The organism is Kribbella sp. NPDC056345 (assembly GCF_042262745.1).
Taxonomy (GTDB): Bacteria; Actinomycetota; Actinomycetes; order Propionibacteriales; family Kribbellaceae; genus Kribbella.
In genome coordinates, this window is the sequence record NZ_JBHJQQ010000007.1 from 1 (window position 1) to 20,414 (window position 20,414).

Sequence of the window (20,414 nt, forward strand, 5' to 3'; positions counted from 1 at the left end):
ACAGGGTGTGGCCCCGCCCCGCCGCGGCGGACCACCAGCGGAGCCGGCCACCTCGGGGGGTGGTTCCTGGTGAGGTGTCAGGAACCACCGGTGGTGTCCTACCGCCCAGGACACCAAGCCCCGGCCTGGCCCGAGGTGTCGGCCAGGAGGTGGTGGTTGGAACGGCTGGGCGGCGGCGATACAGGGAACTCAGCCGCCAGGCCCAGCCGGGCTTCGGGCGGTGCGGTCCGGGGCTGAGGAGTGCCCCGGACCGCACCTGGGTTTCGTTCGGGACTGAGGAGGGTCCCGAACCTTCCAGAAAGCTGAACCCTGAACGTGAGGAGACTCCAGGGTGCAGCACACCGAGTCTGAGGAGGACCCGGAAGCTTCAATCGACTGTTTGAATCAGTTGCTGTCGAGCGGTCCGAGCAGGTCGTTGGTGACCTTCAGGCCGGCGAAACGGCGCCGCATCGCCTGCTCGTAGCGGGCCGCCAGGGGCGCTTCCGCGACGTACTGGGCGATCACATGCTCGCCGAACCAGACCCGAACCCGGCGACGATGCTGTCGCGCCGTCATTTCCGCGATGCTCACTGCCTCTCACCCCGTAACTCTCAGCCCTTGCAACCAGTTGGACTTACTGGTTGTCATGGCAGTAATGGTGCACGAGCCCAACGTGACCGCTCTAGGACCTGAAGAGGACCTTTGCCGGACCTCTTCCGGACCTCTGGCGGACATCTGGAGGACAGCACCTTGTCGTGGGGCATGAGTCGAGACAACGTCTGTTCTGACGTGAACGGGAGGAACGATGGCGGCGAGGTTGGCGCCTAAGACGGTCCTGGCGCACTTGATCCAGCGCCGGAACCAGACCTACTCCGAGATCGTCGCCGAGTTCGTCGAGCTGGGTGGAACCATCACCGAGCGGCACCTGCGGCGTCTCGCATCGGGCGAGCGGGCAGGAACCACTCCACAGACCCGGCGCACCCTGCAACGCATGTTCGGAAAGCCGGTCGAGGAGCTTCTCGCGCCGTACGTCCCCGAGCAGGTGGCTCCGCAACACGCGGGCGGGCAGATGGTGCCGGTCGCTGCCACGGGTGGACGGATCACGACAGGTAACGAGATGGAGGTTCTCGACATGGCTGCCAGCCGAGCGAGGGCATTTGCCCTTGCGGCCCAGTCCGGTCTCGGAAGCGAGGCCATGGAACAGGTGTACGACGACGTTCGCCACGTCGCGAAGGCCTACCCACAGCGCCCGCTGCCGGAGATCCTCGGTCAGCTGGTGGAGACCCAGGACCTGGTCTTCGCCCTGCTGGAGAGCCGGCAACGCCCGGAGCACCTGCGGCAGCTCTACTTCCTCGGCGGGGTGACCGGTGGTCTGCTCGCCAAGGCCTCGCACGACCTCGGGAACCCGCATGCGGCACTGACGCAGGCGCGGACCGCGTTCCTGTGTGCCGACAACGCCGACCACCACGGCCTGCGCGCCTGGGTGCGCGGCCTGCAGTCCCTCGTCTCGTACTGGGCGGGCAACCCGCACGACTCCGTCCGCTACGCCCAGCTCGGCGCCGGCTATGCCGAGCAGGCCAACAGCACCACCAGCGTCTGGCTCCCGGTCAGCGAGGCCCGCGCCTGGGCCGCGCTCGGCAACCCGGAGGCCACCCGGGCCGCGCTGGAGCGCGCCGAGGACGCCTGGGACAACGTTCAGAACGACGACCTCGACGACATGGGCGGTCTGTGCACCTTCGGGCGCAACCGCCAGCTGTACTACGCGGCCGACGCGCTGGCGTGGCTTCCGGGTGAAGGCGAGCAGGCCGAGCGGTACTCGCGGCAGGCCGTCGACGCCTACGCCGACCAGAACCACCCGGAGTGGGCCTTCGGCGACGCCGCCGGCAGCCACGCCGCGATGGCGATCAGCCGGATCGCCACCGGTGAGCTGGACGGAGCGGCCGACGCCATCGCTCCAGTCCTGGACCTGCCGACCGAGCGCCGGATCAACGGTGTCGTGCACTCGGCCCGCCGGGTTCACCAGGCGCTGCGCCAGTCCGGTCGCGCCGACGACGCCCGTGAGCTCCAGGAAGAGATCGAAACGTTCACCCGGACCCCGATGCAGACCCTGAACCGCTGACCCCGGCGGCTTCCACAATCGCCCCATGGAGCCTCTCAGCGGCGAGCTGACCGTACTGCGCGACTTCCGTGCGAGCGATCTCGACGACTACCTGTCCGTGTTCGGTGACGACCGGGTCAGCAACTGGATGGCGTTCGACAGCTACGACCGGACCAAGGCGACCGAGGTGCTGAACGGCATCCTCGAGCGCTCGGCCCGGGACGACCGCCCCGACTACATGCTCGCCGTCACCCGCCGGGACGACGACCACATGATCGGCTTCGCCCGGATCGCACCCGGTATTCCGGCGAGCGGTCCCTGGTCGGCGAAGCTCGGGTACGGCGTACACGCCGACCACTGGGGTCGCGGGTACGCGACCGACGCCGCCAAGGTGATGCTGCGCTTCGCCTTCGGCACCCTGCGCGTGCACCGGGTGACCGCGGCGATCGGCCCGGAGAACGCGGCCTCGATCGCGGTCGTCAAGCGGATCGGTTTCAGCTACGAAGGTCACCTGCGTGACCATGTGTTCACCAACGGTGGCTGGCGGGATTCCTTGCTCTACTCGATCCTCGAGGACGAGTACGCCGATCGTTCATCGCCGCGTCATCTGGAGCCTTGACGGCATTTTGTCCTGACCTGCAGGGTGTCGCCTATGCAGCAGCAACTCCCCGAGTGGGCGGACACCGACGTACCGGAAGCGACCCTGGATCCGCAGGGCGTGTCCCGACGGAACCTGATCCGGGGCGCCGGACTTCTAGGTGCCGGGTTCGCCATGAGCGCTACCGGGGTGGCGGAAGCGGCCGCCACCACCACGCCGTCGTCCCACAGTGACCCGGAGCTGGTCTACCTGGTCGGTGACCACCATGTGCACAGCCGCTACAGCCACGACGCGAAGTACGACTTCACGCAGCTGGCACAGCGTGGGGCGCAGTTCGGGCTGGACTGGATGGCGTTCACCGAGCACAGCAACTTCGGGCACGCCGACAAGGGCGCAGCGGCCGAGAACGCCGAGGTCGTGAAGGCGCGGGCCGAGAACCCGCGGATGCTGATCTTCCAGGGCCTGGAGTGGTACATCCCGGCGGCCGAGCACGGCACTCTCCTGGTCGCTCCGGGGCCGAACAACGTCGCCCTGCTGCAGCAGTTCGAGCGCGAGTACGACGGCAAGCTCACGAACCGCTCGGGCAATACTCCGGAGAACGAACAGCACGCGATCAAGGGCCTGCAGTGGCTGGCCGCTCAGAAGCGCAGTGGGTACGTCGACGACGTACTGGTGCTCGCGAACCACCCGCTGCGGCTCGGGATCGACGCGCCGCACGAGATCCGCGGTTGGCGCGACACCGGGGTCTGCATCGGCATGGAGGGCGCTCCGGGCTCGCAGGGCGACGCGGAGCCGGCCTGGGTGAAGTTCCGCGGTGCCACGAACGCGCAGCGCGGCGAGTACGTGAACGCCCCGAGCGCTGCGAGCTTCCCCGGCTACCCGCTCGACGCATACCGCACGTACGGCGGTTTCGACTGGGCCACCGCGACTGTCGGCGGACTGTGGGACAGCATGCTGGCCGAGGGCCGCCTGTTCTCGATCACCTCGAACAGCGACAACCACCGGACCATCTGGGACACCTGGACCGACGGTGTCTTCCCACCGGGCCAGAACTTCGACAGTCTCGGCTGGAAGCCCTCACCGACCAACACGGACACCCCGCAGGCCGGCAGCGACTTCTGGCCGGGCCAGTTCAGCCGGACCCACGTGGGCGTCTCCCGGTACGGCTACCTCGAGGTGATGGCCGCACTGCGCGCCGGCCGCGTGTGGGTCGACCACGGTCAGCTGGTCGACGGCATCGACGTACGGGTCGCTCCTGTGGGCTCCCGGCAGCGCGGGGTGACGCTCGGCGGACGCCTGCGGGTACGGCGGCACGAGCGGCTCGAGCTGCGGATCACCGTGACCAGTGCGACCCGGCCGAACTTCCACGGCGTACTGCCGCGGCTCGCGCATGTGGACGTGATCCGCGGAGCGGTGACCGGTCCGGTCGCCGACCGGGACACCTGGAAGGCACCTGACACCAGAGTGGTCGAGCAGGTCGACGTACACCGCCGTACCGGGACCTACGACCTGTGCATCCCGCTGGGACGGGCCGAGCGCTCGCACTACGTCCGGGTGCGGGGCAGTGACGGCAACCGGCACGGCGTCGGGTACCTGGGCAGCAGCATCGACCCGGCCGGCCCGATCCAGCACCCGACGAACGACGGCGACCCGTGGCTCGACACCTGGCTTTACACCAACCCGATTTTCGTTGACGTTGTTTAGCTTGGAGTGGTGGGCAGACTGGCTGTATGAGAGACCAGCTGGCCCGGATGATCCTGACGAAGGTCGCGGGGCCGGACCCACAGACTGAGCGCGACCGGGTGCACAAGACACCCGGTCCGCGCTGGTTCGCACCCGGCAGCCCGATCCAGCGGGTCCACGGAGATGCGTCGATGTTCGCGGGCGGTCTGCGCGCACTGCTGCTGCAGTCGCTGCATCCGCTCGCGATGGCTGCAGTCTCGGCGCACTCCGGGTACCGCGGAGACCCGTGGGGGCGGTTGCAGCGGACCAGCTACTTCCTCGCCATCACGACGTACGGTGCTGTCCCGGACGCGGAGGCGGCGATCGCACGGGTGCGGTCGGTCCATGAGCGGGTTCGCGGAGCGAACTACCGGGCCTCCGATCCACACCTGTTGAAGTGGGTGCACGTCGCGGAGGTGGACAGCTTCCTCACCGCCCACCAGACGTACGGCGCCAACCCGCTCAACGCGGCCGAGCAGGACGAGTACGTCGAACAGTCCGCACTGGTGGCCGGCAAGCTCGGAGTGATCGACCCGCCGACCACTGTGGCCGAGCTGCGCCGGACACTCGCGACGTACCAGCCCGAACTCCGTGGCACGACCGAGGCGCGGCAGGCAGCCCGCTTCATCCTCGTGCACCCACCAGTGCCCTGGGCCGCGCGACCGGCGTACGGCGTCCTCACCGCGGCCGCGGTCAGCCTGCTGCCGTGGTGGGCGCGCTGGCCGCTCCGCCTGCCCTACTTCCCTTTGACAGAACAAACTCTGGTCCGCGCGGCCGGTGACGGCCTCACCCGGACGATCCGATGGGCTTTGACGTCTCCGACGTTGGGAGAAACCGACGTAAAGGTCTAACCGCCGGTAGGTTGTTCTCGTGCCGCTGCGTCCACATCGCCCCCTCCCGCTGGCAACGCCCGCGGGAGTCGAGGTGCTGACCAGGATTCTGACCCAGGGTCCGATCCCGCGAGTGGAGATCGCACGGCGTACCGGACTCTCACAGGCCGCCGTCACCAAGGCGGTCGCGCCGCTGATCGAGGCCGGGTTCGTCACCGACCAGGCGGCCGCGCCGGCCGAGCTGGACAGTCCCAACGGGATGGTCGGTATCGGACGGCCGGTGAGCCCGCTGACCGTCGTACCGCGCAGTGTCTCGGTGATCGGGCTGAAGGTGACACCGACCGATCTGATCGGCGTGACCACAGGCTTCACCGCCGGGATCCGGAAGGTCTGCCACCGGCCGCTGGACACCACCGACCCGAAGAACGTGATCGAGCAGCTGGCCGACCTGGCCAAGGAGCTGATCGGCACCCTGAAGTCCGGGACCGAGGTGGTCGGGCCGGTGATCGGTATCGGCGTGGCCGTCTCGGGTGATGTCGACGGGCGGCACGGCGTGGTCCGCGATTCGCCGTTCATGGGGTGGCGCGACGTACCGCTGGCCGAGCTGCTCGGGCGCCGGCTCAAGCTTCCGATCGTCGTGACGAACGACGTCCGCGCGCTGACTGTGGCCGAGCACTGGTTCGGGGTTGGTGTGGATGCCGACTCGTTCGCGGTGGTGACGATCGGTTCCGGGATCGGCTGTGGGCTCTACATCAACGGCGAGGTCGTCTCCGGCGCGTACGGCGTCTCCGGCGAGCTCGGGCACTTGCCGCTCGCCCCGGGTGACCTGGTCTGCACCTGCGGCCGGCGGGGTTGTGTCGAGACCGTGGCGTCGTCGGACGCGATCCTGACCCGGATCCGGGCGACCACCAAGCAGCCGAAGCTGGACCTGGCCGGAGCGATCAACCTCGCGCACGAGGGTGACGAGCACGCCCGCGCCGCGTTCGACCGGGCTGGTGAGGTGATCGGATCGGCCCTGGCCGCAATGGTCAACCTGGTCGGCCCCGAGCTCGTGGTGATCGCGGGCGAGGGCGTGGCGGAGTACGACCTGTACGAGGACCGGATGCGCCAGGCCTTCGGCGAGCACGCCTTCGGAGCGGCCGGTGACTGCCGCCTGATGCTGCGCTCGCACACCTTCGACGACTGGGCCCGCGGCGCCGCGGCCACCGTCATCCGCGCCTACGTCCGCGGTGAGCCCCCACTCCACCGTTGAGTGCGGGCTCACCACGCGATGCGTCTAAGTGCGGGCGGCGGCGAGGATTTTGCGCCAGACCTTCTTGTAGGCCTCTAGGCCGTCGGCGGCGAGGGGGCCGTCGGGGCCGGCGGTGATGGAGACCCGCTCGGGGATGGAACCCCAGACCGGGATGCCCTCCTTGGCGTACTGCTCCATCAGGTCCTGGTAGGCGCGGGTGTAGGTCCGCGCCGAGCAGATCACCACACCGGACGGAACGCCGTCCGGCACCAGTTCGAGCACCGCCTTCACCCGGGGTGTCTCGACGCCGCCGACGCGGGTCGGGATGACCACGATCCGGGCCCGCTCGAGGGCCTTGTTCAGCAGTCGCTCGTGGGACGGCGGCATGTCGACGATGCCGATCCCCTCCGGTGGCACCTTGTCCAGCGCCTTGGTCAGCAGCCGCTCCGTCGGCGCCTCCGAAATCTCGATCCGGTGCAGGTTCGCGTCGTCCGAGGCATCGATCCAATCGGCAGCACTGCCTTGTGGATCCGCGTCGACGAGAGTGGCTGTGCGACGGTTGGAAGATGCCAGCGCGGCCAAGTACACCGACGTGGTTGTCTTCCCGACCCCGCCCTTCAGTGCAGCTGTCACGATGATCATGGGACCGACGCTACCGTGTTTCGCCGAAAATCCGGCGTGTCGTCGGCGTTGCCCCACAGACCCGTGATAATTGCCCCCGGCCCCCTTGAACAAGCTCAACCCAACTTCAACCTGTCACCGAGGAGCCAACCGTGCCCGATCGGTACGCCGGACGCCCCTTCCTGAAGCTCGTCGACAGCTACGTGCTGTCGCTGATCGGTGAGCTCGACCCAGCCACCGCCGAGTCCCTGGAACGGATGGCGCCGAAACTCAACGAGACCTACGGCTTGTCCGGCGCGACCTGGCAAGAGGTGGTGCACAGCCAGCTGCACCTGCCGGCGAATGCCGCCCGCCAGGTGGTCGACGGCTGGTTCGCCGAACCGGGGAATCCGGATCCGGTGGCCTGGAGTCAGTTCGTCGCGGATCAGATGATCGGCTAGCCACGCGGTCACCGGGTGTGCTGAGCTGATCACCGGTTAGCGTGGCGGGGTGGATCGGCAGGAGGCGTGGATGGGGACTCGGCGGGCACTGCTCGGAGCTGTTGGACTCGGGATCTTGGTGACTGGATTCGACCCGGTACGGCGGTCCTGGGCGACCTCCGAAGGTGACAACGTGGAGCCGTTGCCACCGCTGGACGGCGAGGTGCTCCTGGATGCCGGGAGCCGCGAGGCCGTGTCGCAGGACGCGGGGCGGTACGTGCAGAAGGTGCCACAGGCGGTGCTGGTGCCGGGGTCGGTGCGGGACATCCAGGCGATGATCAAGTACTGCGTGAAGCACCGGGTGCGCGTGGCGGCCCGCGGGCTGGCGAACACCACGGACGGCCAGGGGCTCGTCAGTGGGCTGCTCATCGACATGCGGGCACTGCGCAAGATTCACCGGATCGACGCGGATCGCGCGGTCGTGGACGCCGGGGCCGACTGGCTGCAGCTGACGAACGTAGCGCACGCCAAGGGGCTCACCCCGCCCGCGCTGACCGGCTTCCTCGGCCTGACCTTCGGCGGGACGCTGTCACTCGGCGGGATCCCGCCGGCGATCCAGTCCGGCGGTCAGATCGACAGTGTGCTCGAGCTCGAGGTTGTCACCGGCACGGGTGAACTCAAGCGCTGCTCCAAGACCCAGGACCGCGAGCTGTTCGAAGCGGTCCTGGCCGGCCTCGGTCAGTACGCCGTCATCACCAAGGCGACCGTCCGCCTCGGCCCGGCACCCGCCAAGGTCCGCGGTCACGAGCTCGCCTACACCAGCTCGAAGGACTTCTTCCAAGACTTCAAAACCCTGATCAAACGGTCCGAGATCAGCGAGATCTACGGCGACTGGTGGCGTCCGGGTGAGCACGGCGAGGTCAGCCACCTCAACGCCTTCACCTTCCACTCCACCGCGAAGCCCCCGGCCGACGCCCACCTGCTCCGCGGCCTGACCAAGCCCCCGGCCGACGCCGTGGTCAGCACGAACGACTTCCTCCCGCACGTCACCCGGATCGACGAAGCCGTCGAGCAACTCCGCGAAGCGCTCGACTGGGACAACCTCCCCAAGCCCTGGCTGACCCTCTGGCTCCCCGAGCGCTCGGTCGAGCAGTACGTCACCGAGGTAGTCAGCAAACTGACCCCGCGCGACGTCGGCAACGGCGGATTCGTCCTGCTCTACGCACACCGCCGTACCAAACTGACCCGCCCTTCATTGCGCCTCCCGGCACCCGACGGAAGCGACTGGGTCTACCTCTTCACCCTGATGACCGCCGGCCCAAAGGGCGCCGGCCCGGAGTTCGCGCAGGAGATGCTCAAGCGCAACCACCGCCTCTTCGAGCAAGCCCGCCCCCTCGGCGGCACGCGCTACCCCATCGAGTCGACCCCCTTCACCAAGGCCGACTGGCAAAAACACTACGGCGACCGCTGGCCACACCTACAAGCCCTCAAACGCAAACACGACCCAGCCGGCATCCTGACCCCAGGACCAGGAATCTTCTAACTCGAGAGTGCTGTGCCGATTCGTGTGTGACGCTAAGGACAGGTAGTGGTGCCTCGTGAGACAACTTGGGTGCTGCTCACAAGCGTGGATGACGTTCCGCCGGCCGACTACTACCTGTCGTTCGCGTCGCCGCCTGCTGGCTACTTGCCGAGCCAGGTGTCTACTTTGGCGCGGTTGGCGGTGACCCATTTTTCGGCGGCTGCGTCGGGGGTGAGTTTGTCGACGGCGATCATGCGGGCGACGGCGTTCTGGTCTTCGTTGGTCCACTTGAAGTTCTTGACCAGGTCGTAGGCCGGGCTGCCGGAGTCGGCGAACTTCTTGGAGACGATCTTGTCCAGGTCGTACGGCGGGTAGTCACAGGCGATCTTGGCCGGGTCGGCGTCGCAGCCGGTCTTGTACGCGGGGAGGTTGACCTTGACGAGTTTCAGTTCGTTGAAGAACCACTGGGGCTCGTAGAAGTAGGCGAGTAGCGGCTTCTTGGTCTTCTCGGCGTCGCGGAAGGCCTGGATCAGGGCGGTCTCGCTGCCGCTCTGGACGACCTTGTAGTTCAGGTTGAGGTTCTTGACCAGGGCCTCGTCGTTCGTCACGTACGACGGGTCGCCGTCGAGCAGCTGTCCCTTGCCGCCGGACTCCGAGGTCTTGAACAGGTCGGCGTACTTGTTCAGGTTCTTCCAGTCGGTGATGTCGGGGTACTTGGCTGCCATCCACGGCGGCACGTACCAGCCGATCACGCCGTTGACGCCGGTGGAGCCGGCCTCGACGGCGACCTTGTCGGTCTCGATGTACTTCTTCTTCAGGTCCTCGTGGCCCCAGTTCTCCAGGTTCACGTCGACCTCACCGGTGCCGAAGCCCTGCCAGGCGATCTCTTCCTTGAGGTTCTTCTTCACCACCTTGCAGCCGAGGTCCTTGGTGGCAACGTACGCGACCACGGCGGCGTTCGCCTCGTAGCCGACCCAGGGGCTGACGGTCAGGTTGAAGCTGCCGCACTCCTTGCCACCGGCGGACGGCTTCGGATCCGCACCGACCTTCGCCCCGCCGCAGCCGGCCAGGGCCAGTGCCGCGGCGGCCGTCAGGACACCGGCGTACCGGAGTTTCTTCACTGCTTGTCTCCTTTTCCGTGCGGCTTGGGTGCCGCGGCTTGCGTGATGCGGTCGAGCAGTACGCCGAGTAGGACGATCGCGAGCCCGGCCGCCAGGCCCTTGCCGTACAGCTCGCTCTGCGCGAAGCCGGCCGCGACGTCGTACCCGAGGGCGCCGGCGCCGACCAGGCCGCCGACAACGACCATGGCGAGTACGTAGATCAGGCCCTGGTTGACGGCCAGCGTGATCGCCCGCCGGGCGACCGGCAGCTGCACCTTGCTGATCACCTGCCAGCTGCTGGAGCCTACCGAGTTGGCCGCCTCGACAGTTGCGACCGGGACCGCTTTGATGCCATCAGCAACGATCTTCGTCGTGACCGGTACGGCGTACACGACGGCGGCCGCGATCGCGGTGAACCGGCTGGTGCCGAACAGGGCCAGGAACGGAACCAGGTACACGAACGGCGGCATCGTCTGCCCGGCGTCGAGGATCGGCCGGATCACCAGGTCGACCCGCCGGTTGCGGCCGGCCCAGACGCCCAGCGCGAGCCCGACGGCGACCACGACGACCGTGGCGAGCAGGGTCGAGGCCAGCGTGATCATGCTGTCCTGCCAGACCCCGGTCGCGACCAGCAGTCCGATACAGACAACGGCCGGTACGGCGGCCTTCCAGCGACCGAGGATCGCGGCCAGCGTGACGACGACCGCGCCCACCAACCACCATGGCGATCCGGTGAGCAGCGCCTCCAGCGGGTTCAGCACCCCCTTGGTGACCGCGTCCCGGACGCCGTACGTGAAGCCGCCGAAGACGTCCTGCACCCAGGCAGTCACATCCGCAGCGATCACAGCGATCCGCGAACCAACGCCTACCTCAGACGGAAACTCCGCAGCCCAGACGTAGGTGCGTGAGAACCAGACCGCGACCAGTACGCCGATCGCTCCCGCGCCGAGCACGACCTTCCGCCGGACCGATGCTGTCCGCCAGGGCCGGTCGCCGGCCGCGGTCGTCACCCGGTCGAGGACGATCGCGATCACCACGATCGCGAGGCCGGCGTTGAACGCGACGCCGACATCCAGCGTCTGCAGCGCCTTGAGGACGGTCTGGCCGAGGCCCGGCGCGTCGATCAGCGCGGCGACGGTGACCATCGACAGGGCGGCCATGATCGTCTGGTTGATACCGACGACGACCGTACTGCGCGACATCGGCAGCAGCACCTTGGTCAGGGTCTGACCGCGGGTCGAGCCGAGTGAGCGGGAAGCCTCGACGCTCTCGGGTGGGACCGAGCGAATCGCATGCGCGGTCAGCCGGACGGCCGGGGGCGCGGCGTAGATCAGGGTCGCGATCGTGGCCGCGGCCGGGCCGATCGCGAAGAACAGGGTCAGCGGCGCGAGATAGACGAACGTCGGCAACGTCTGCATCAGGTCGAGGATGAGCGTCGCGACCTTGAAGGCACGGTTCGACAGACCGGCCCAGATGCCGAGCGGGATCGCGACGAGCAGTGACAGCAGCACGGCCGCGATGGTCAGGGCGAGCGTGTCCATGCTCTCCTGCCACAGCCCCTGCAGCCCGACGAACACGAGCCCGGCCGCGGTCAGCAGGGCGACCTTCCAGTTCCCGAAGGCCCAGGCCAGGTACGCCGAGATCGCGACGACCCCGAGCCAGCCGACCACCGGTACCGGGCGGCCGAACGACGGCTGCGACACCAAATCCTGCAGCAGGACGACCAGGTGGTCGACCGCGGTCCGGATCGCGTCGAAGAAGACGTTGCCCTGGCCGACGAAGTCCCGGTTCTCGGTGAGCCAGCGGTGGAATCCGGTCGTCTCCTGACCACCGAGCGGCAGGGTGTCGATCCCGCTGAGCAGGAAGTACGCCGCCACCCAGACAACCAGCAGCACGCCGATGATCACGCTGCGCCGAGGTCGACGTACCTCCACCTGCACGTCGCTGGTAATCGCCGCCATCAGAACGCGGGGCGGTCGGACGGACGCGCGGACCAGTGCGAGTCGGCGGGGTCCGCGACGACGGCGAGGATCTCCTCGTCCCCGATCACGCCGAGCAACTGCCCACCATCGACCACCTTCACCGGGCGGTCGGACTCCAGGACCAGGCGGGTCGCCTCGCGGACCAGCGTGTCCGGGCCCAGCTCGGGACCGTCCAGCGGTTCGCCGTCGCGGGGGGAGCGCGCGATCCAGCGCAAGGTCAGTACGTCGGCCCGCGGTACGTCGCGGACGAAGTCGCGCACGTAGTCGTCGGCCGGTGCACCCACGAGCTCGTCGCCGGTACCGAGTTGGATCGCGGCGCCGTCGCGCATCAGCAGGATCCGGTCACCGAGCTTGAGTGCCTCGGACAGGTCATGGGTGACGAAGACCATCGTCTTGCCGACCTCGCGGTGCAGGCGGACGACCTCGTTCTGCATCTCGCGGCGGATCAGCGGGTCGAGCGCGGAGAACGGTTCGTCGAAGAGCAGTACGTCGGGGTCGTTGGCGAGCGCACGGGCCAGGCCGACGCGCTGCTGCATGCCACCGGACAGCTGCTCCGGGTACTTGTGCTCGTTGCCGGCCAGGCCGACCAGGTCGATGACCTCCTGGGCCCGGCGGCGGCGATCGGGCTTGCTCTCGCCGCGGACCTCGAGACCGTAGGAGACGTTGTCGATCACCTTGCGGTGCGGCAGCAGGCCGAAGTGCTGGAAGACCATCGAGAACTTGCTCCGGCGCAGCGCCCGCAACCGCTTCTCGTCGGCCGCGCGCAGGTCCTCACCCTCGAAGATCAGGCTGCCCGCGGTCGGCTCGATCAACCGCGTCAGGCAGCGGACCAGCGTGGACTTGCCCGACCCGGACAGCCCCATCACCACGAACACCTCGCCGGGTGCCACGTTGAAGCTCAGGTCGCGAACCGCCGCCGTACAGCCGGTCCTCGCAGCCAGCGCGGCGCGGTCCAGCGAGGCCAGCTCCGGTCGCCGGGGAACGCGCTGGGCCTTCGGCCCGAAGACCTTCCACAGGCCTTGGATCGACAACAGAGCGTTGTCGTCGTCGATCTCGGGATACTCGAGCTGAGCGGTCACGGGTCCCTCCCGAGATTTGTCGTGAACCGCGACTGTATCCAACGACCAGTCCTGAGGTGTCCTCCTGGGGTGTTTGTCTCGTCAGCTAGCGCGTCACCTAAGGCTGGTACGGCGGTGCTTCGCCCCAGCCCCAATGGGGGACCGGGGCCTGCGGTGGTGGGGTGGCGCCGGGTTGTGAGTTGGCCAGGGCGATCCGGGTGCCCCACTCGACGTACGCGACGAAGGCCGAGCGGAACTCGGGGTCATCGGGCAGCCCGGCCGGATCCGCGCTCGCGGCGATCAGCGCGGCCCAGCGCGAGCGCTGCTCTTCGGTGAGCTGGAGCCCGATGTGGTGCGAGAGCATCGCGGGGTAACCGCCGAGCTCCTCGGTGTAGCGGTCGTGCCCGCGAAACACCTCGCCGAGCCACAGCGCCACGTGCTCACGATGCTTGTCACTCATGTGCGCGAAAACCGGCGCGAGCACCGGATCCTCGAGCACCCGGTCGTAGAACACCTCGGTCAACCGGAGCAGCGCCTCGTGGCCGCCGGCCCATTCGTAGAGCGTCGGAGTCGTCATGTAATTATGTAATCACAACCGCAGGGCCGTGGCGATGGTGAGCAGGGTGGGGTCGAACTCTTCCGCCCAGATCACGTTCTGCAGGACCCGGCCGGCGGTCCAGCCGAGGGCCCGGTCGCGGTCGATGCCGGTGATCTCGACCATCAGGTCGAAGCGGTCGCGGATCGCCTGCTCGAGGTTGCCGGTGGCGACAAGGTCGTCCCAGCGGTTGGAGAGCGCCTGGAACAGCTCGAACGCCGGATCGCCGGCCAGCGGCTTCGGGTCGATCACGAGCCACGGTCGGCGGTCCGACGCCATCACGTTGCCGTAATGCAGATCCCAGTGCAGCAACTGGTCGCCCGGCTCCGGGAGCAGCTCGCGGACCTGGTCGGCGTACCGGTTGACCAGTCGCTGCTCCGAAGAGTCGAGCTCGAGGTCGGCAGCGTCCTCGACCATCTCGGCGGCGATATCGGCAAGTTTGCGGACCTCAGGTGGCGCGGGGACCTGGTTCAGGCGGGCCATCAACTCGGCGAGGATGCGGGTGGCCTCGACATGATCGGGTACGGCGTTCAGCGTCTCTGGGTGAAGTCGCTCCAGCAGCAGGGTGGAGGTGGCCGGGTCGTCTTCGAGGACGGTGACCACGTCGTCGGGCGACCAGGTGCGCAGCGCGAGTGCCTCGGCTTCGCTCTCTTCGTTCCGCGGTTGCAGCTTGAGCATCGCGGCCGTGCCGTCCAGCCGGGCTACGGGGACGATCAGGGAAGCGGCGCCGTTGAGGAAGTCGCCGGTGCGGGTGAGATTCCATCGTTCCAGGTACTCGTCGAGCTGCGCCGGCAGCGCGGCCAGCCACTCCGGCGACTCGTCCTCGTGCGACTCGATCAGCTGCGCAGGAATCACGATCACGGTTGGAAGGGTAGGCGGTGGGGTGTCCACGTGCTCGGAATTAGCGGACCGCTAGGTTCTTTCCCGTGACTGAGGTGGAGCGCCGGCATCGGCGGGTACAGCGGATCGTGGCCCTGGTTTATGTCGGGCTGCCCGTGGTGCTGCTGGCGATCGTGGCATGGGTGGGTTCACGGGGGCCGGCGGCAGCGTGGATCGGGTGTGTGGTGCCGGTTGCGATGCTCGGGCTGGGGCTGTTCCTGCTGCCGAAGCATCGGTACCAGCCGCGGTGGTGGGCCGGGGTCGGCGGGCTGTTCGGTGCGGTGACCGGGCTGGTCGCGACGCTTTATCCGCTGGTGATCGGGGTGTGGTGGCCGGCGATTCTCGCGCTTCCGGCCGCGATCGTCGGACTGCTGGCCGGGTTGCTGCTAGCGAGGCGGGCGAACCTGGCCCTGCTGGTTCCGGTCGTGCCCGAGCTGGCGGAATCGCCGTACGAGCTGGTCTTCCAGCTGCGCGGGACGCCGCTCGCGACGGTCCTGCTCGGTGCGGACAGTGTCGAGATCCGCAGTACGCCGGCCGCGCGGGGTGAGGAGCAGTCGCGGCGGTACCCGTTGAGCGCGATCACCGGGACGTTCGAGGCGTCGCTGAGTGGCGCGGAGCGGCTGAAGTTCCCGATCGCGTTATCGATCGTGGGCACGCCCGGGCCGGCCGTGATCCTGCAGGCGTCCGGTGAGGACTGGGTGTTGCCGACGAACCAGGCGGCGATCCTGATCGAGCTGCTGGACCGCCGCCGTACCAAGGCCTAGTTGCCGGCCGCCGCGCGCTCCTTGGCCGCGGTCTCGGCTTTCTCCGCCTGCCAGCCGTCCTCGTTCTTGCCGACACGCCAGTAGCCGGACACCGAGACGCGATCGCGCTTCAGACCGCGGTCGGCGAAGAGGTGCTTGCGGATCCGGAAGACGAAACCGGCCTCGCCGTGCACAAACGCCTGTACGTCACCTTCGGGGAAGGTGAGCGCCTCGACCGCCGCGACCAGCCCGTCACCCCGCCCCCCACTGCTAGAGGCGCGGTGGAACCAGGTCACGTCGACATCGCTGAACTTCTGCTCTTCCGTCTCGTCCTCGACCTCGACGAACACGGTCGCCTTGGCCCCCGGCGGCAGCTGCTCGATGGCGGCACCGATGGCCGGCAGCGCGCTCTCGTCGCCGACCAGCAGGTGCCAGTCGGCCGCCGCGTCGGGCAGGTAGGCGCCGCCCGGGCCGTTGTACCAAACCACGTCACCCGGCTGGGCCGCCGCGGCCCACGGACCCGCGATGCCCTCGTCACCGTGGTGGACGAAGTCGATCGTGAGCTCCTTGGTGGCCTCGTCGAAGGCACGCACCGTGTAGGTCCGCATCGTCGGCCACTGCTCGGACGGGAGGGTCTCCCGGATCACGCCCATGTCGAGCGGCTCCGGGTACTCGACACCGGCCTTGCCGAACAGGAGCTTCACGTAGTGGTCGCTGGTGCCGTTGTCGACGAAGTCGTCGGCGGTGAACACGACTCTGATCATGTGGGGAGTGATCCGCTCGGAACGACGGACCACTGCCCGCTTACACGTGCGGTTGCGGCGGGGTGCGGGGCTGGCCACGGGACCACGGTCCTCTCAAGCGGAAGTTAGGTCTACCTAACTCAGGCTAACCCACGCACCCCAACCGCAGACAACCTCAGGTTCCGCGGATCGTGAACGTCCTGCTGGTGGCAGCCGTCAGGCTGTGGCACTTCGGGAACAGCACCCGGTAGGGAATGTTCCCCCTGTACGCCGGTTGCGCGGTGAGCGTGTACCGATAGCTGACGTGACGGACCTGCCCGGAATTGACGGTGCGCCACTGGCTCGCTCCGTACAGCCGCTGCAGGTGGATCGGGCACGCGCCGGCGCTGCCGGTGACATTGCCGTTGACCGCGACCTTCGTGCCGACCGGGGCGCTGGTCCGGGCCGGAGTCGCGCCGACGGCGGGGATCCGCGTGGGGTAGCCCCAGCCGCGGGCGATCGGGAACGGGTCGCCGCCCGGGATCGTCAGGCAGGTGAGCGGGACGATGTTGTCCGCCGCGTAGGTGTGGGTCAGGTAGCCGGCCGTGTCGGTGAGAAGTGTCGACGGGCTGCCGAACTTGCACCCGGTGTCCTGATCGAGGGTGACCCTGATCCGGGTGCCGTACGGCTTGCCGGTCTGGCCGTTGATCACCGACCAGCGGAACGTGTACGGCTTGCTGACCGGGCTCGGCGCGTTGAGCTGTTTCACGGTGATCCGTGGCTGGTTGGTGCCGGTCACGGTGAGCTTGGGACCGTTCGCCACGGCCGCCGGCTCGTCGCCCATCTCTGCGTAGAGCTCCCCGGTGGTCATCACGTAGCGGACCTGGAAGGTGCCGTTGGCGGTCGACGGTACCTTCAGCACGCCGCGCCACTTGCCGTTGTCGGACGTGCCTTCGTACCGGGTCAGTCTGGCCGAGTAGAGGTCGTCCAGATGCCCGGTGCCGCCAACACGGTCGAGGATCGCGTGCAGGGTCTGGTCGGGGCTCTCCCCGGGGAACTTCCCGTCGACCTCGACGGTGACCGGCACCGTGTTGAGCGACGACACCGCCACGCTGGTCCGGCTCAGCCGGACGTCGGTGACCTCGTCACCGGGCTCGGCGTGCGCGGTCGGGGCGACACCGAACGCCGCACCGACGAGCGACACCGCGAGTACTGCACGGACTGCCTTCATCACACTCCCTGGATGTAGAACGGTTTGGTCGAGCCGGCCGCGAAGTCTCCGCAGGCCGGCACCAGTGCGCGGTACGGGATCTTGCCCCGGTACGGCGGCTGGGCGGTCAAGGTGAATCGAGCGCTGGCCCGTACCTTCGCCGAACCGACGGTCCGCCACTGGGTGGCGCCGTACAGGCGTTGCAGGTTGACCGTGCAGCCGCTGGCGTGGGCCGAGACGCCGTTGACCGGGACGAGGGTCCCGACCTTCGCGCTCGTCTTCGACGGCGTGGCCGAGACGGTGCGGATGTAGGTCGGCCGCACGACCCCGCCGTAGTACTGCGCGGGATTGCCCGGGAAGTGCAGGCAGGCGAACTCGCCGCCCGTCGTGACGACTGTGCCGTCCGTGCCGGTGAGCACGGGGGCGCCGCCGTAACAGGTGGACTCGGCCGAACCGGCGGCCATCTTGATGCGGGTCCCGTAGGGCTTGCCGGTCGCGCTGTCGGTGATCGTCCACTTCACGTGGAACGCGGCGTTGTAGGGCACGGCCTTCTCGACCTGGACGCCGACGACCTTCGGGATGTGTGTCCCTGTCACGGTCAGCTTCGGGCCGTCGACCGGTGTCGTGGTCACCCACGGGACCCAGAACCAGCTCGCGTAGGTCTGCGGGACCGCACCGATGAGCTTCAACTCCTGCCCGTTCGCCATCGACGGCACGTTCACCACACCGCGCCAGACGGAGTGCTCAGCCGTACCGGACACCCAAGGGAGCGCCGCGAAGAGGTTCTCCCCATGGGCGCCCTGTGGCTGGAGAACCGCGGTGAGCTCCTGCTTCGGGTTCTGCTTGAAGCTCCCCGTCACCGTGACGGTGACCGGCACCGTGTCGAGGCCGTTCACCGCGACGCTCGTCTGGTTCATCGTCGCGCCGGTGAGTTCCAGATCCGGATCCGGCTCAGCGGCCGCGGTCGGCACGACCAGCGCTCCGAGCAGGACACCGGCCGAGAGCGTTGCTGCGGTTCGTTTCATCAGGTCCCCTTGATGGTGAAGGTTTTACTGACGCCGGCGACCTTGTTGTAGCAGGCCGGGAGCTGTGCGCGGTACGGAATGTTGCCCCTGTACGCCGGCTGCGCGTTGAGTGTGAATCGGCCGCTGGCACGGACCTTCGCGGAGCCGACCGTGCGCCACGCGCTGGCGCCGTACAGACGCTGCAGGTTGACCGGGCAACCGCCGCCCTTGGTGACGGTGCCGTTGACCGGCACGATGGTTCCGACCGGTGCACTCGTTCGGGACGGGGTGGCCGAGATGGCGGCCGGGCGCTTCACCAATGCGGCGATTCCGCCGACCGGAGCGGGTTTGCCCGGGAGCATCATGCAGTGCAGCCAGTCGCCGTTCGGCGAAGCGGCGTACCTGAGGGTGATGTTGCCTCCGGCATCGGTCAGGCTCGTCTCGGTACCGAGGCTCTCGACGCAGCGGTTGTCCTCACGAACCCATACCTTCAGCTTGGCGCCGTAGGGCTTGCCGGTCTGCGAATCGGTGACGGTGTAGCGGATCGTCCACGGCTGGTTGTACGGCACGACCTTCGGCGTGATCAACGCGGTCAGCTTCGGGACGTGGAAACCGTTCACGGTCAGCGTGGGCGCGTTGACGACCGGATCCGGGTCGCCTGGTTCGGCTCCGTAGATGTACTCGCCCGAGTAGACGGCATCCGGCTCGATGGTGCCGTCGGCTGTGGAAGGCACATTGAGCGTGCCCCGCCAGAGACCGGGCGAGCCGTCTCCGTCAACGAGCTTCAGCGGCATCGAGAAGAACTCGTCCTCCGGACCGCTGCCGCTGAGGCGCTTGAAGCGCACATAGACGGACTCGCCGTGCCCGGACCCCTCGACCGTGACGGTGACCGGCACGGTGTTGAGCGAGGCCACCGAGACCGTCGTACGGCTCAAGGTCACCTTCGCGTCGGTCACCTTGACCTGCGAGGCCTGCGCCACCGGCGCACTGCTCAGCGCCACACCCAGCAGCGGCGCAGTCAGGAGCACGGCGAGTGTTCGCATCAGATGCCCCGGATCGTGAACGCCTTGCTGGTGGCTGCGACGATGTCGTGGCAGGCCGGGAGCTGAGCCCGGTAGGGGATGTTGCCCCGGTACGACGGCTGCGCGTTCAGCGTGAAGCGAGCACTGGTACGGACCTTCGCGGTACCGACCGTGCGCCAGGCGGTGGCGCCGTACAGACGCTGCAGGTTGATGGTGCAGCCGGCCGCGTACGGCGCGGTGCCGTTGACCGGAACGATCGTGCCGACCGGCGCACTGGTCTTCGAGGGCGTGGCTGAGACGGTGGTCGAGCTCTTCGGGTAGATGGCCGTGTGGGCGAAGGGAGCCGGTTTGCCCGGAACAGCCAGGCAGTACCACCCGTAGTTGGAGCTGTTCTTGATCGTCACCACGCCGTTGGTGTCGGAGAGCACGTTCTCCAGGAAGCCTTCGACACAGGTGTTCTCCCGTCCCACGAGCGCCTTGATCCTGGTGCCGTAGGGCTTGCCCGTCTGCGAGTCGGTGATCCGCCAGGTGATGGTGACCGGCTTGCCGATCGGTACCACCGCCGGCGTCGCGGTGCCGGTGATCTTCGGGATGTGCGTCCCGTTCACCGTCAGCGGCGGCCCGTCGACAGCGACCGGGTAGTCGATGGCGCAGTTCGTGCACCCGTAGTAGTGCTCACCCGCGATCACCCGGGTGGCCTTGATCGTGCCGTTGACCGTCGAGGGAACGTTCACCACACCCTGCCAGGTGCCGTCGTCGAGCGTGCCCTTGATCAGCTTCAGCGGCATCGAGTACAACTCGCCGTCCGGACCGCTGCCGGCGGACCGCTTGAACTCGACGTAGAACGTGTCGAAGTCGCTCGGCTTGGCCGAGCCCTCCATCGTGATGGTGACCGGCACGGTGTTGAGCGACGAGACCGCGACGGTCCCGCGGCTCAACACCAGCGACTCGACCTGCAGATCGGGGCCGGCCGCCTGCGCGACCGTCGCCGTACCAAGTGTCATAACTGTCAACGGCGTCGCGAACAGCGCCGCAAGCAAGCGTCGGTTCTTCATGCCTCAAGGATGAGGCTTCCCGAA

General features: G+C 68.1%; 20 protein-coding genes. 8 read left to right on the plus strand and 12 right to left on the minus strand.

Going from position 1 to position 20,414, the window contains the following annotated elements:
- Positions 1-384: 384 nt before the first annotated feature.
- Positions 385-570, minus strand: coding sequence for a hypothetical protein (locus ACFCV3_RS24210; protein ID WP_165952326.1), 186 nt, complete (start codon positions 568-570; stop codon positions 385-387).
- A gap of 214 nt (positions 571-784) precedes the next feature.
- Between ACFCV3_RS24210 and ACFCV3_RS24215 the strand changes: the two genes are divergently transcribed.
- Genes ACFCV3_RS24215 through ACFCV3_RS24235 form a run of 5 tightly spaced genes read left to right on the plus strand, consistent with a single transcriptional unit; the run spans position 785 to position 6,479 of the window.
- Entirely contained in the window at positions 785-2,098 is a 1,314-nt protein-coding gene (locus ACFCV3_RS24215; protein WP_132401297.1) for an XRE family transcriptional regulator, read from the plus strand.
- Positions 2,099-2,123: 25 nt separating this feature from the next.
- Positions 2,124-2,696, plus strand: a complete 573-nt coding sequence (locus ACFCV3_RS24220) for a GNAT family N-acetyltransferase (protein ID WP_376033348.1) — start codon at positions 2,124-2,126, stop codon at positions 2,694-2,696.
- A 33-nt stretch (positions 2,697-2,729) separates the two neighbouring features.
- Complete coding sequence (locus tag ACFCV3_RS24225; protein ID WP_376033350.1) at positions 2,730-4,379, plus strand: PHP domain-containing protein; 1,650 nt, start codon at positions 2,730-2,732, stop codon at positions 4,377-4,379.
- Between the two features lie 26 nt (positions 4,380-4,405).
- Entirely contained in the window at positions 4,406-5,248 is an 843-nt protein-coding gene (locus ACFCV3_RS24230) for an oxygenase MpaB family protein (RefSeq protein WP_376033352.1), read from the plus strand.
- 19 nt (positions 5,249-5,267) lie between these two features.
- Positions 5,268-6,479 (plus strand): ROK family protein, encoded by a 1,212-nt coding sequence (locus ACFCV3_RS24235; RefSeq protein WP_376033353.1) that lies wholly within the window; start codon positions 5,268-5,270, stop codon positions 6,477-6,479.
- Positions 6,480-6,503: 24 nt separating this feature from the next.
- Here the strand turns inward: ACFCV3_RS24235 and ACFCV3_RS24240 are convergent, their stop codons facing one another.
- Entirely contained in the window at positions 6,504-7,100 is a 597-nt protein-coding gene (locus ACFCV3_RS24240) for a ParA family protein (RefSeq protein ID WP_376033355.1), read from the minus strand.
- A 131-nt stretch (positions 7,101-7,231) separates the two neighbouring features.
- On the opposite strand from ACFCV3_RS24240, the gene ACFCV3_RS24245 reads away from it, so the two are divergent.
- Both ACFCV3_RS24245 and ACFCV3_RS24250 read left to right on the plus strand, forming a co-directional pair.
- The gene (locus ACFCV3_RS24245) at positions 7,232-7,519 is read left to right on the plus strand and encodes a hypothetical protein (protein ID WP_376033357.1); all 288 of its coding nucleotides are present in this window, start codon (positions 7,232-7,234) and stop codon (positions 7,517-7,519) included.
- 70 nt (positions 7,520-7,589) lie between these two features.
- The gene (locus tag ACFCV3_RS24250; RefSeq protein ID WP_376033359.1) at positions 7,590-9,041 is read left to right on the plus strand and encodes an FAD-binding protein; all 1,452 of its coding nucleotides are present in this window, start codon (positions 7,590-7,592) and stop codon (positions 9,039-9,041) included.
- 140 nt (positions 9,042-9,181) lie between these two features.
- On the opposite strand, the gene ACFCV3_RS24255 is transcribed toward ACFCV3_RS24250, so the two are convergent.
- The 5 genes from ACFCV3_RS24255 to ACFCV3_RS24275 all read right to left on the minus strand — a co-directional run bounded on the left by ACFCV3_RS24255 (position 9,182) and on the right by ACFCV3_RS24275 (position 14,646).
- A complete protein-coding gene (locus ACFCV3_RS24255; RefSeq protein ID WP_376033361.1) occupies positions 9,182-10,141 on the minus strand; it encodes an ABC transporter substrate-binding protein in 960 nt (319 codons plus the stop codon).
- Complete coding sequence (locus ACFCV3_RS24260; RefSeq protein WP_376033363.1) at positions 10,138-12,054, minus strand: ABC transporter permease subunit; 1,917 nt, start codon at positions 12,052-12,054, stop codon at positions 10,138-10,140. The genes ACFCV3_RS24255 and ACFCV3_RS24260 overlap by 4 nt, the downstream gene beginning before the upstream one ends.
- A gap of 26 nt (positions 12,055-12,080) precedes the next feature.
- On the minus strand, positions 12,081-13,181 hold the full coding sequence (locus ACFCV3_RS24265) for a glycine betaine/L-proline ABC transporter ATP-binding protein (RefSeq protein WP_376033365.1): 1,101 nt from the start codon (positions 13,179-13,181) through the stop codon (positions 12,081-12,083).
- Positions 13,182-13,278: 97 nt separating this feature from the next.
- Entirely contained in the window at positions 13,279-13,737 is a 459-nt protein-coding gene (locus ACFCV3_RS24270) for a group II truncated hemoglobin (RefSeq protein WP_376033367.1), read from the minus strand.
- Positions 13,738-13,749: 12 nt separating this feature from the next.
- Positions 13,750-14,646, minus strand: coding sequence for an aminoglycoside phosphotransferase family protein (locus tag ACFCV3_RS24275; RefSeq protein WP_376033368.1), 897 nt, complete (start codon positions 14,644-14,646; stop codon positions 13,750-13,752).
- Between the two features lie 35 nt (positions 14,647-14,681).
- Between ACFCV3_RS24275 and ACFCV3_RS24280 the strand changes: the two genes are divergently transcribed.
- Positions 14,682-15,398 carry a hypothetical protein gene (locus ACFCV3_RS24280; protein WP_376033370.1) on the plus strand — a complete coding sequence of 239 codons (717 nt, stop codon included), beginning with the start codon at positions 14,682-14,684 and terminating at the stop codon, positions 15,396-15,398.
- Here the strand turns inward: ACFCV3_RS24280 and ACFCV3_RS24285 are convergent.
- From ACFCV3_RS24285 to ACFCV3_RS24305, 5 genes are all read right to left on the minus strand, one after another.
- Positions 15,395-16,219: a siderophore-interacting protein gene (locus ACFCV3_RS24285; protein ID WP_376033371.1), complete on the minus strand. Its 825-nt coding sequence runs from the start codon at positions 16,217-16,219 to the stop codon at positions 15,395-15,397. The genes ACFCV3_RS24280 and ACFCV3_RS24285 overlap by 4 nt on opposite strands.
- A 76-nt stretch (positions 16,220-16,295) precedes the next feature.
- Positions 16,296-17,330, minus strand: coding sequence for a hypothetical protein (locus ACFCV3_RS24290; protein ID WP_376033373.1), 1,035 nt, complete (start codon positions 17,328-17,330; stop codon positions 16,296-16,298).
- The gene (locus tag ACFCV3_RS24295; RefSeq protein WP_376033375.1) at positions 17,330-18,334 is read right to left on the minus strand and encodes a hypothetical protein; all 1,005 of its coding nucleotides are present in this window, start codon (positions 18,332-18,334) and stop codon (positions 17,330-17,332) included. The genes ACFCV3_RS24290 and ACFCV3_RS24295 overlap by 1 nt, the downstream gene beginning before the upstream one ends.
- The gene (locus tag ACFCV3_RS24300) at positions 18,334-19,356 is read right to left on the minus strand and encodes a hypothetical protein (RefSeq protein ID WP_376033377.1); all 1,023 of its coding nucleotides are present in this window, start codon (positions 19,354-19,356) and stop codon (positions 18,334-18,336) included. The genes ACFCV3_RS24295 and ACFCV3_RS24300 overlap by 1 nt, the downstream gene beginning before the upstream one ends.
- On the minus strand, positions 19,356-20,390 hold the full coding sequence (locus tag ACFCV3_RS24305; RefSeq protein WP_376033379.1) for a hypothetical protein: 1,035 nt from the start codon (positions 20,388-20,390) through the stop codon (positions 19,356-19,358). The genes ACFCV3_RS24300 and ACFCV3_RS24305 overlap by 1 nt, the downstream gene beginning before the upstream one ends.
- Between the last annotated feature and the right edge of the window lie 24 nt (positions 20,391-20,414).

Bases quoted from the DNA above. Each gene is read 5' to 3' on its own strand.
- ACFCV3_RS24215 (WP_132401297.1), top strand. From the start codon at position 785: ATGGCGGCGAGGTTGGCGCCTAAGACGGTCCTGGCGCACTTGATCCAG.
- ACFCV3_RS24220 (WP_376033348.1), top strand. From the start codon at position 2,124: ATGGAGCCTCTCAGCGGCGAGCTGACCGTACTGCGCGACTTCCGTGCG.
- ACFCV3_RS24225 (WP_376033350.1), top strand. From the start codon at position 2,730: ATGCAGCAGCAACTCCCCGAGTGGGCGGACACCGACGTACCGGAAGCG.
- ACFCV3_RS24230 (WP_376033352.1), top strand. From the start codon at position 4,406: ATGAGAGACCAGCTGGCCCGGATGATCCTGACGAAGGTCGCGGGGCCG.
- ACFCV3_RS24240 (WP_376033355.1), bottom strand. From the start codon at position 7,100: ATGATCATCGTGACAGCTGCACTGAAGGGCGGGGTCGGGAAGACAACC.
- ACFCV3_RS24250 (WP_376033359.1), top strand. From the start codon at position 7,590: ATGGGGACTCGGCGGGCACTGCTCGGAGCTGTTGGACTCGGGATCTTG.
- ACFCV3_RS24270 (WP_376033367.1), bottom strand. From the start codon at position 13,737: ATGACGACTCCGACGCTCTACGAATGGGCCGGCGGCCACGAGGCGCTG.
- ACFCV3_RS24290 (WP_376033373.1), bottom strand. From the start codon at position 17,330: ATGAAGGCAGTCCGTGCAGTACTCGCGGTGTCGCTCGTCGGTGCGGCG.
- ACFCV3_RS24295 (WP_376033375.1), bottom strand. From the start codon at position 18,334: ATGAAACGAACCGCAGCAACGCTCTCGGCCGGTGTCCTGCTCGGAGCG.
- ACFCV3_RS24300 (WP_376033377.1), bottom strand. From the start codon at position 19,356: ATGCGAACACTCGCCGTGCTCCTGACTGCGCCGCTGCTGGGTGTGGCG.
- ACFCV3_RS24305 (WP_376033379.1), bottom strand. From the start codon at position 20,390: ATGAAGAACCGACGCTTGCTTGCGGCGCTGTTCGCGACGCCGTTGACA.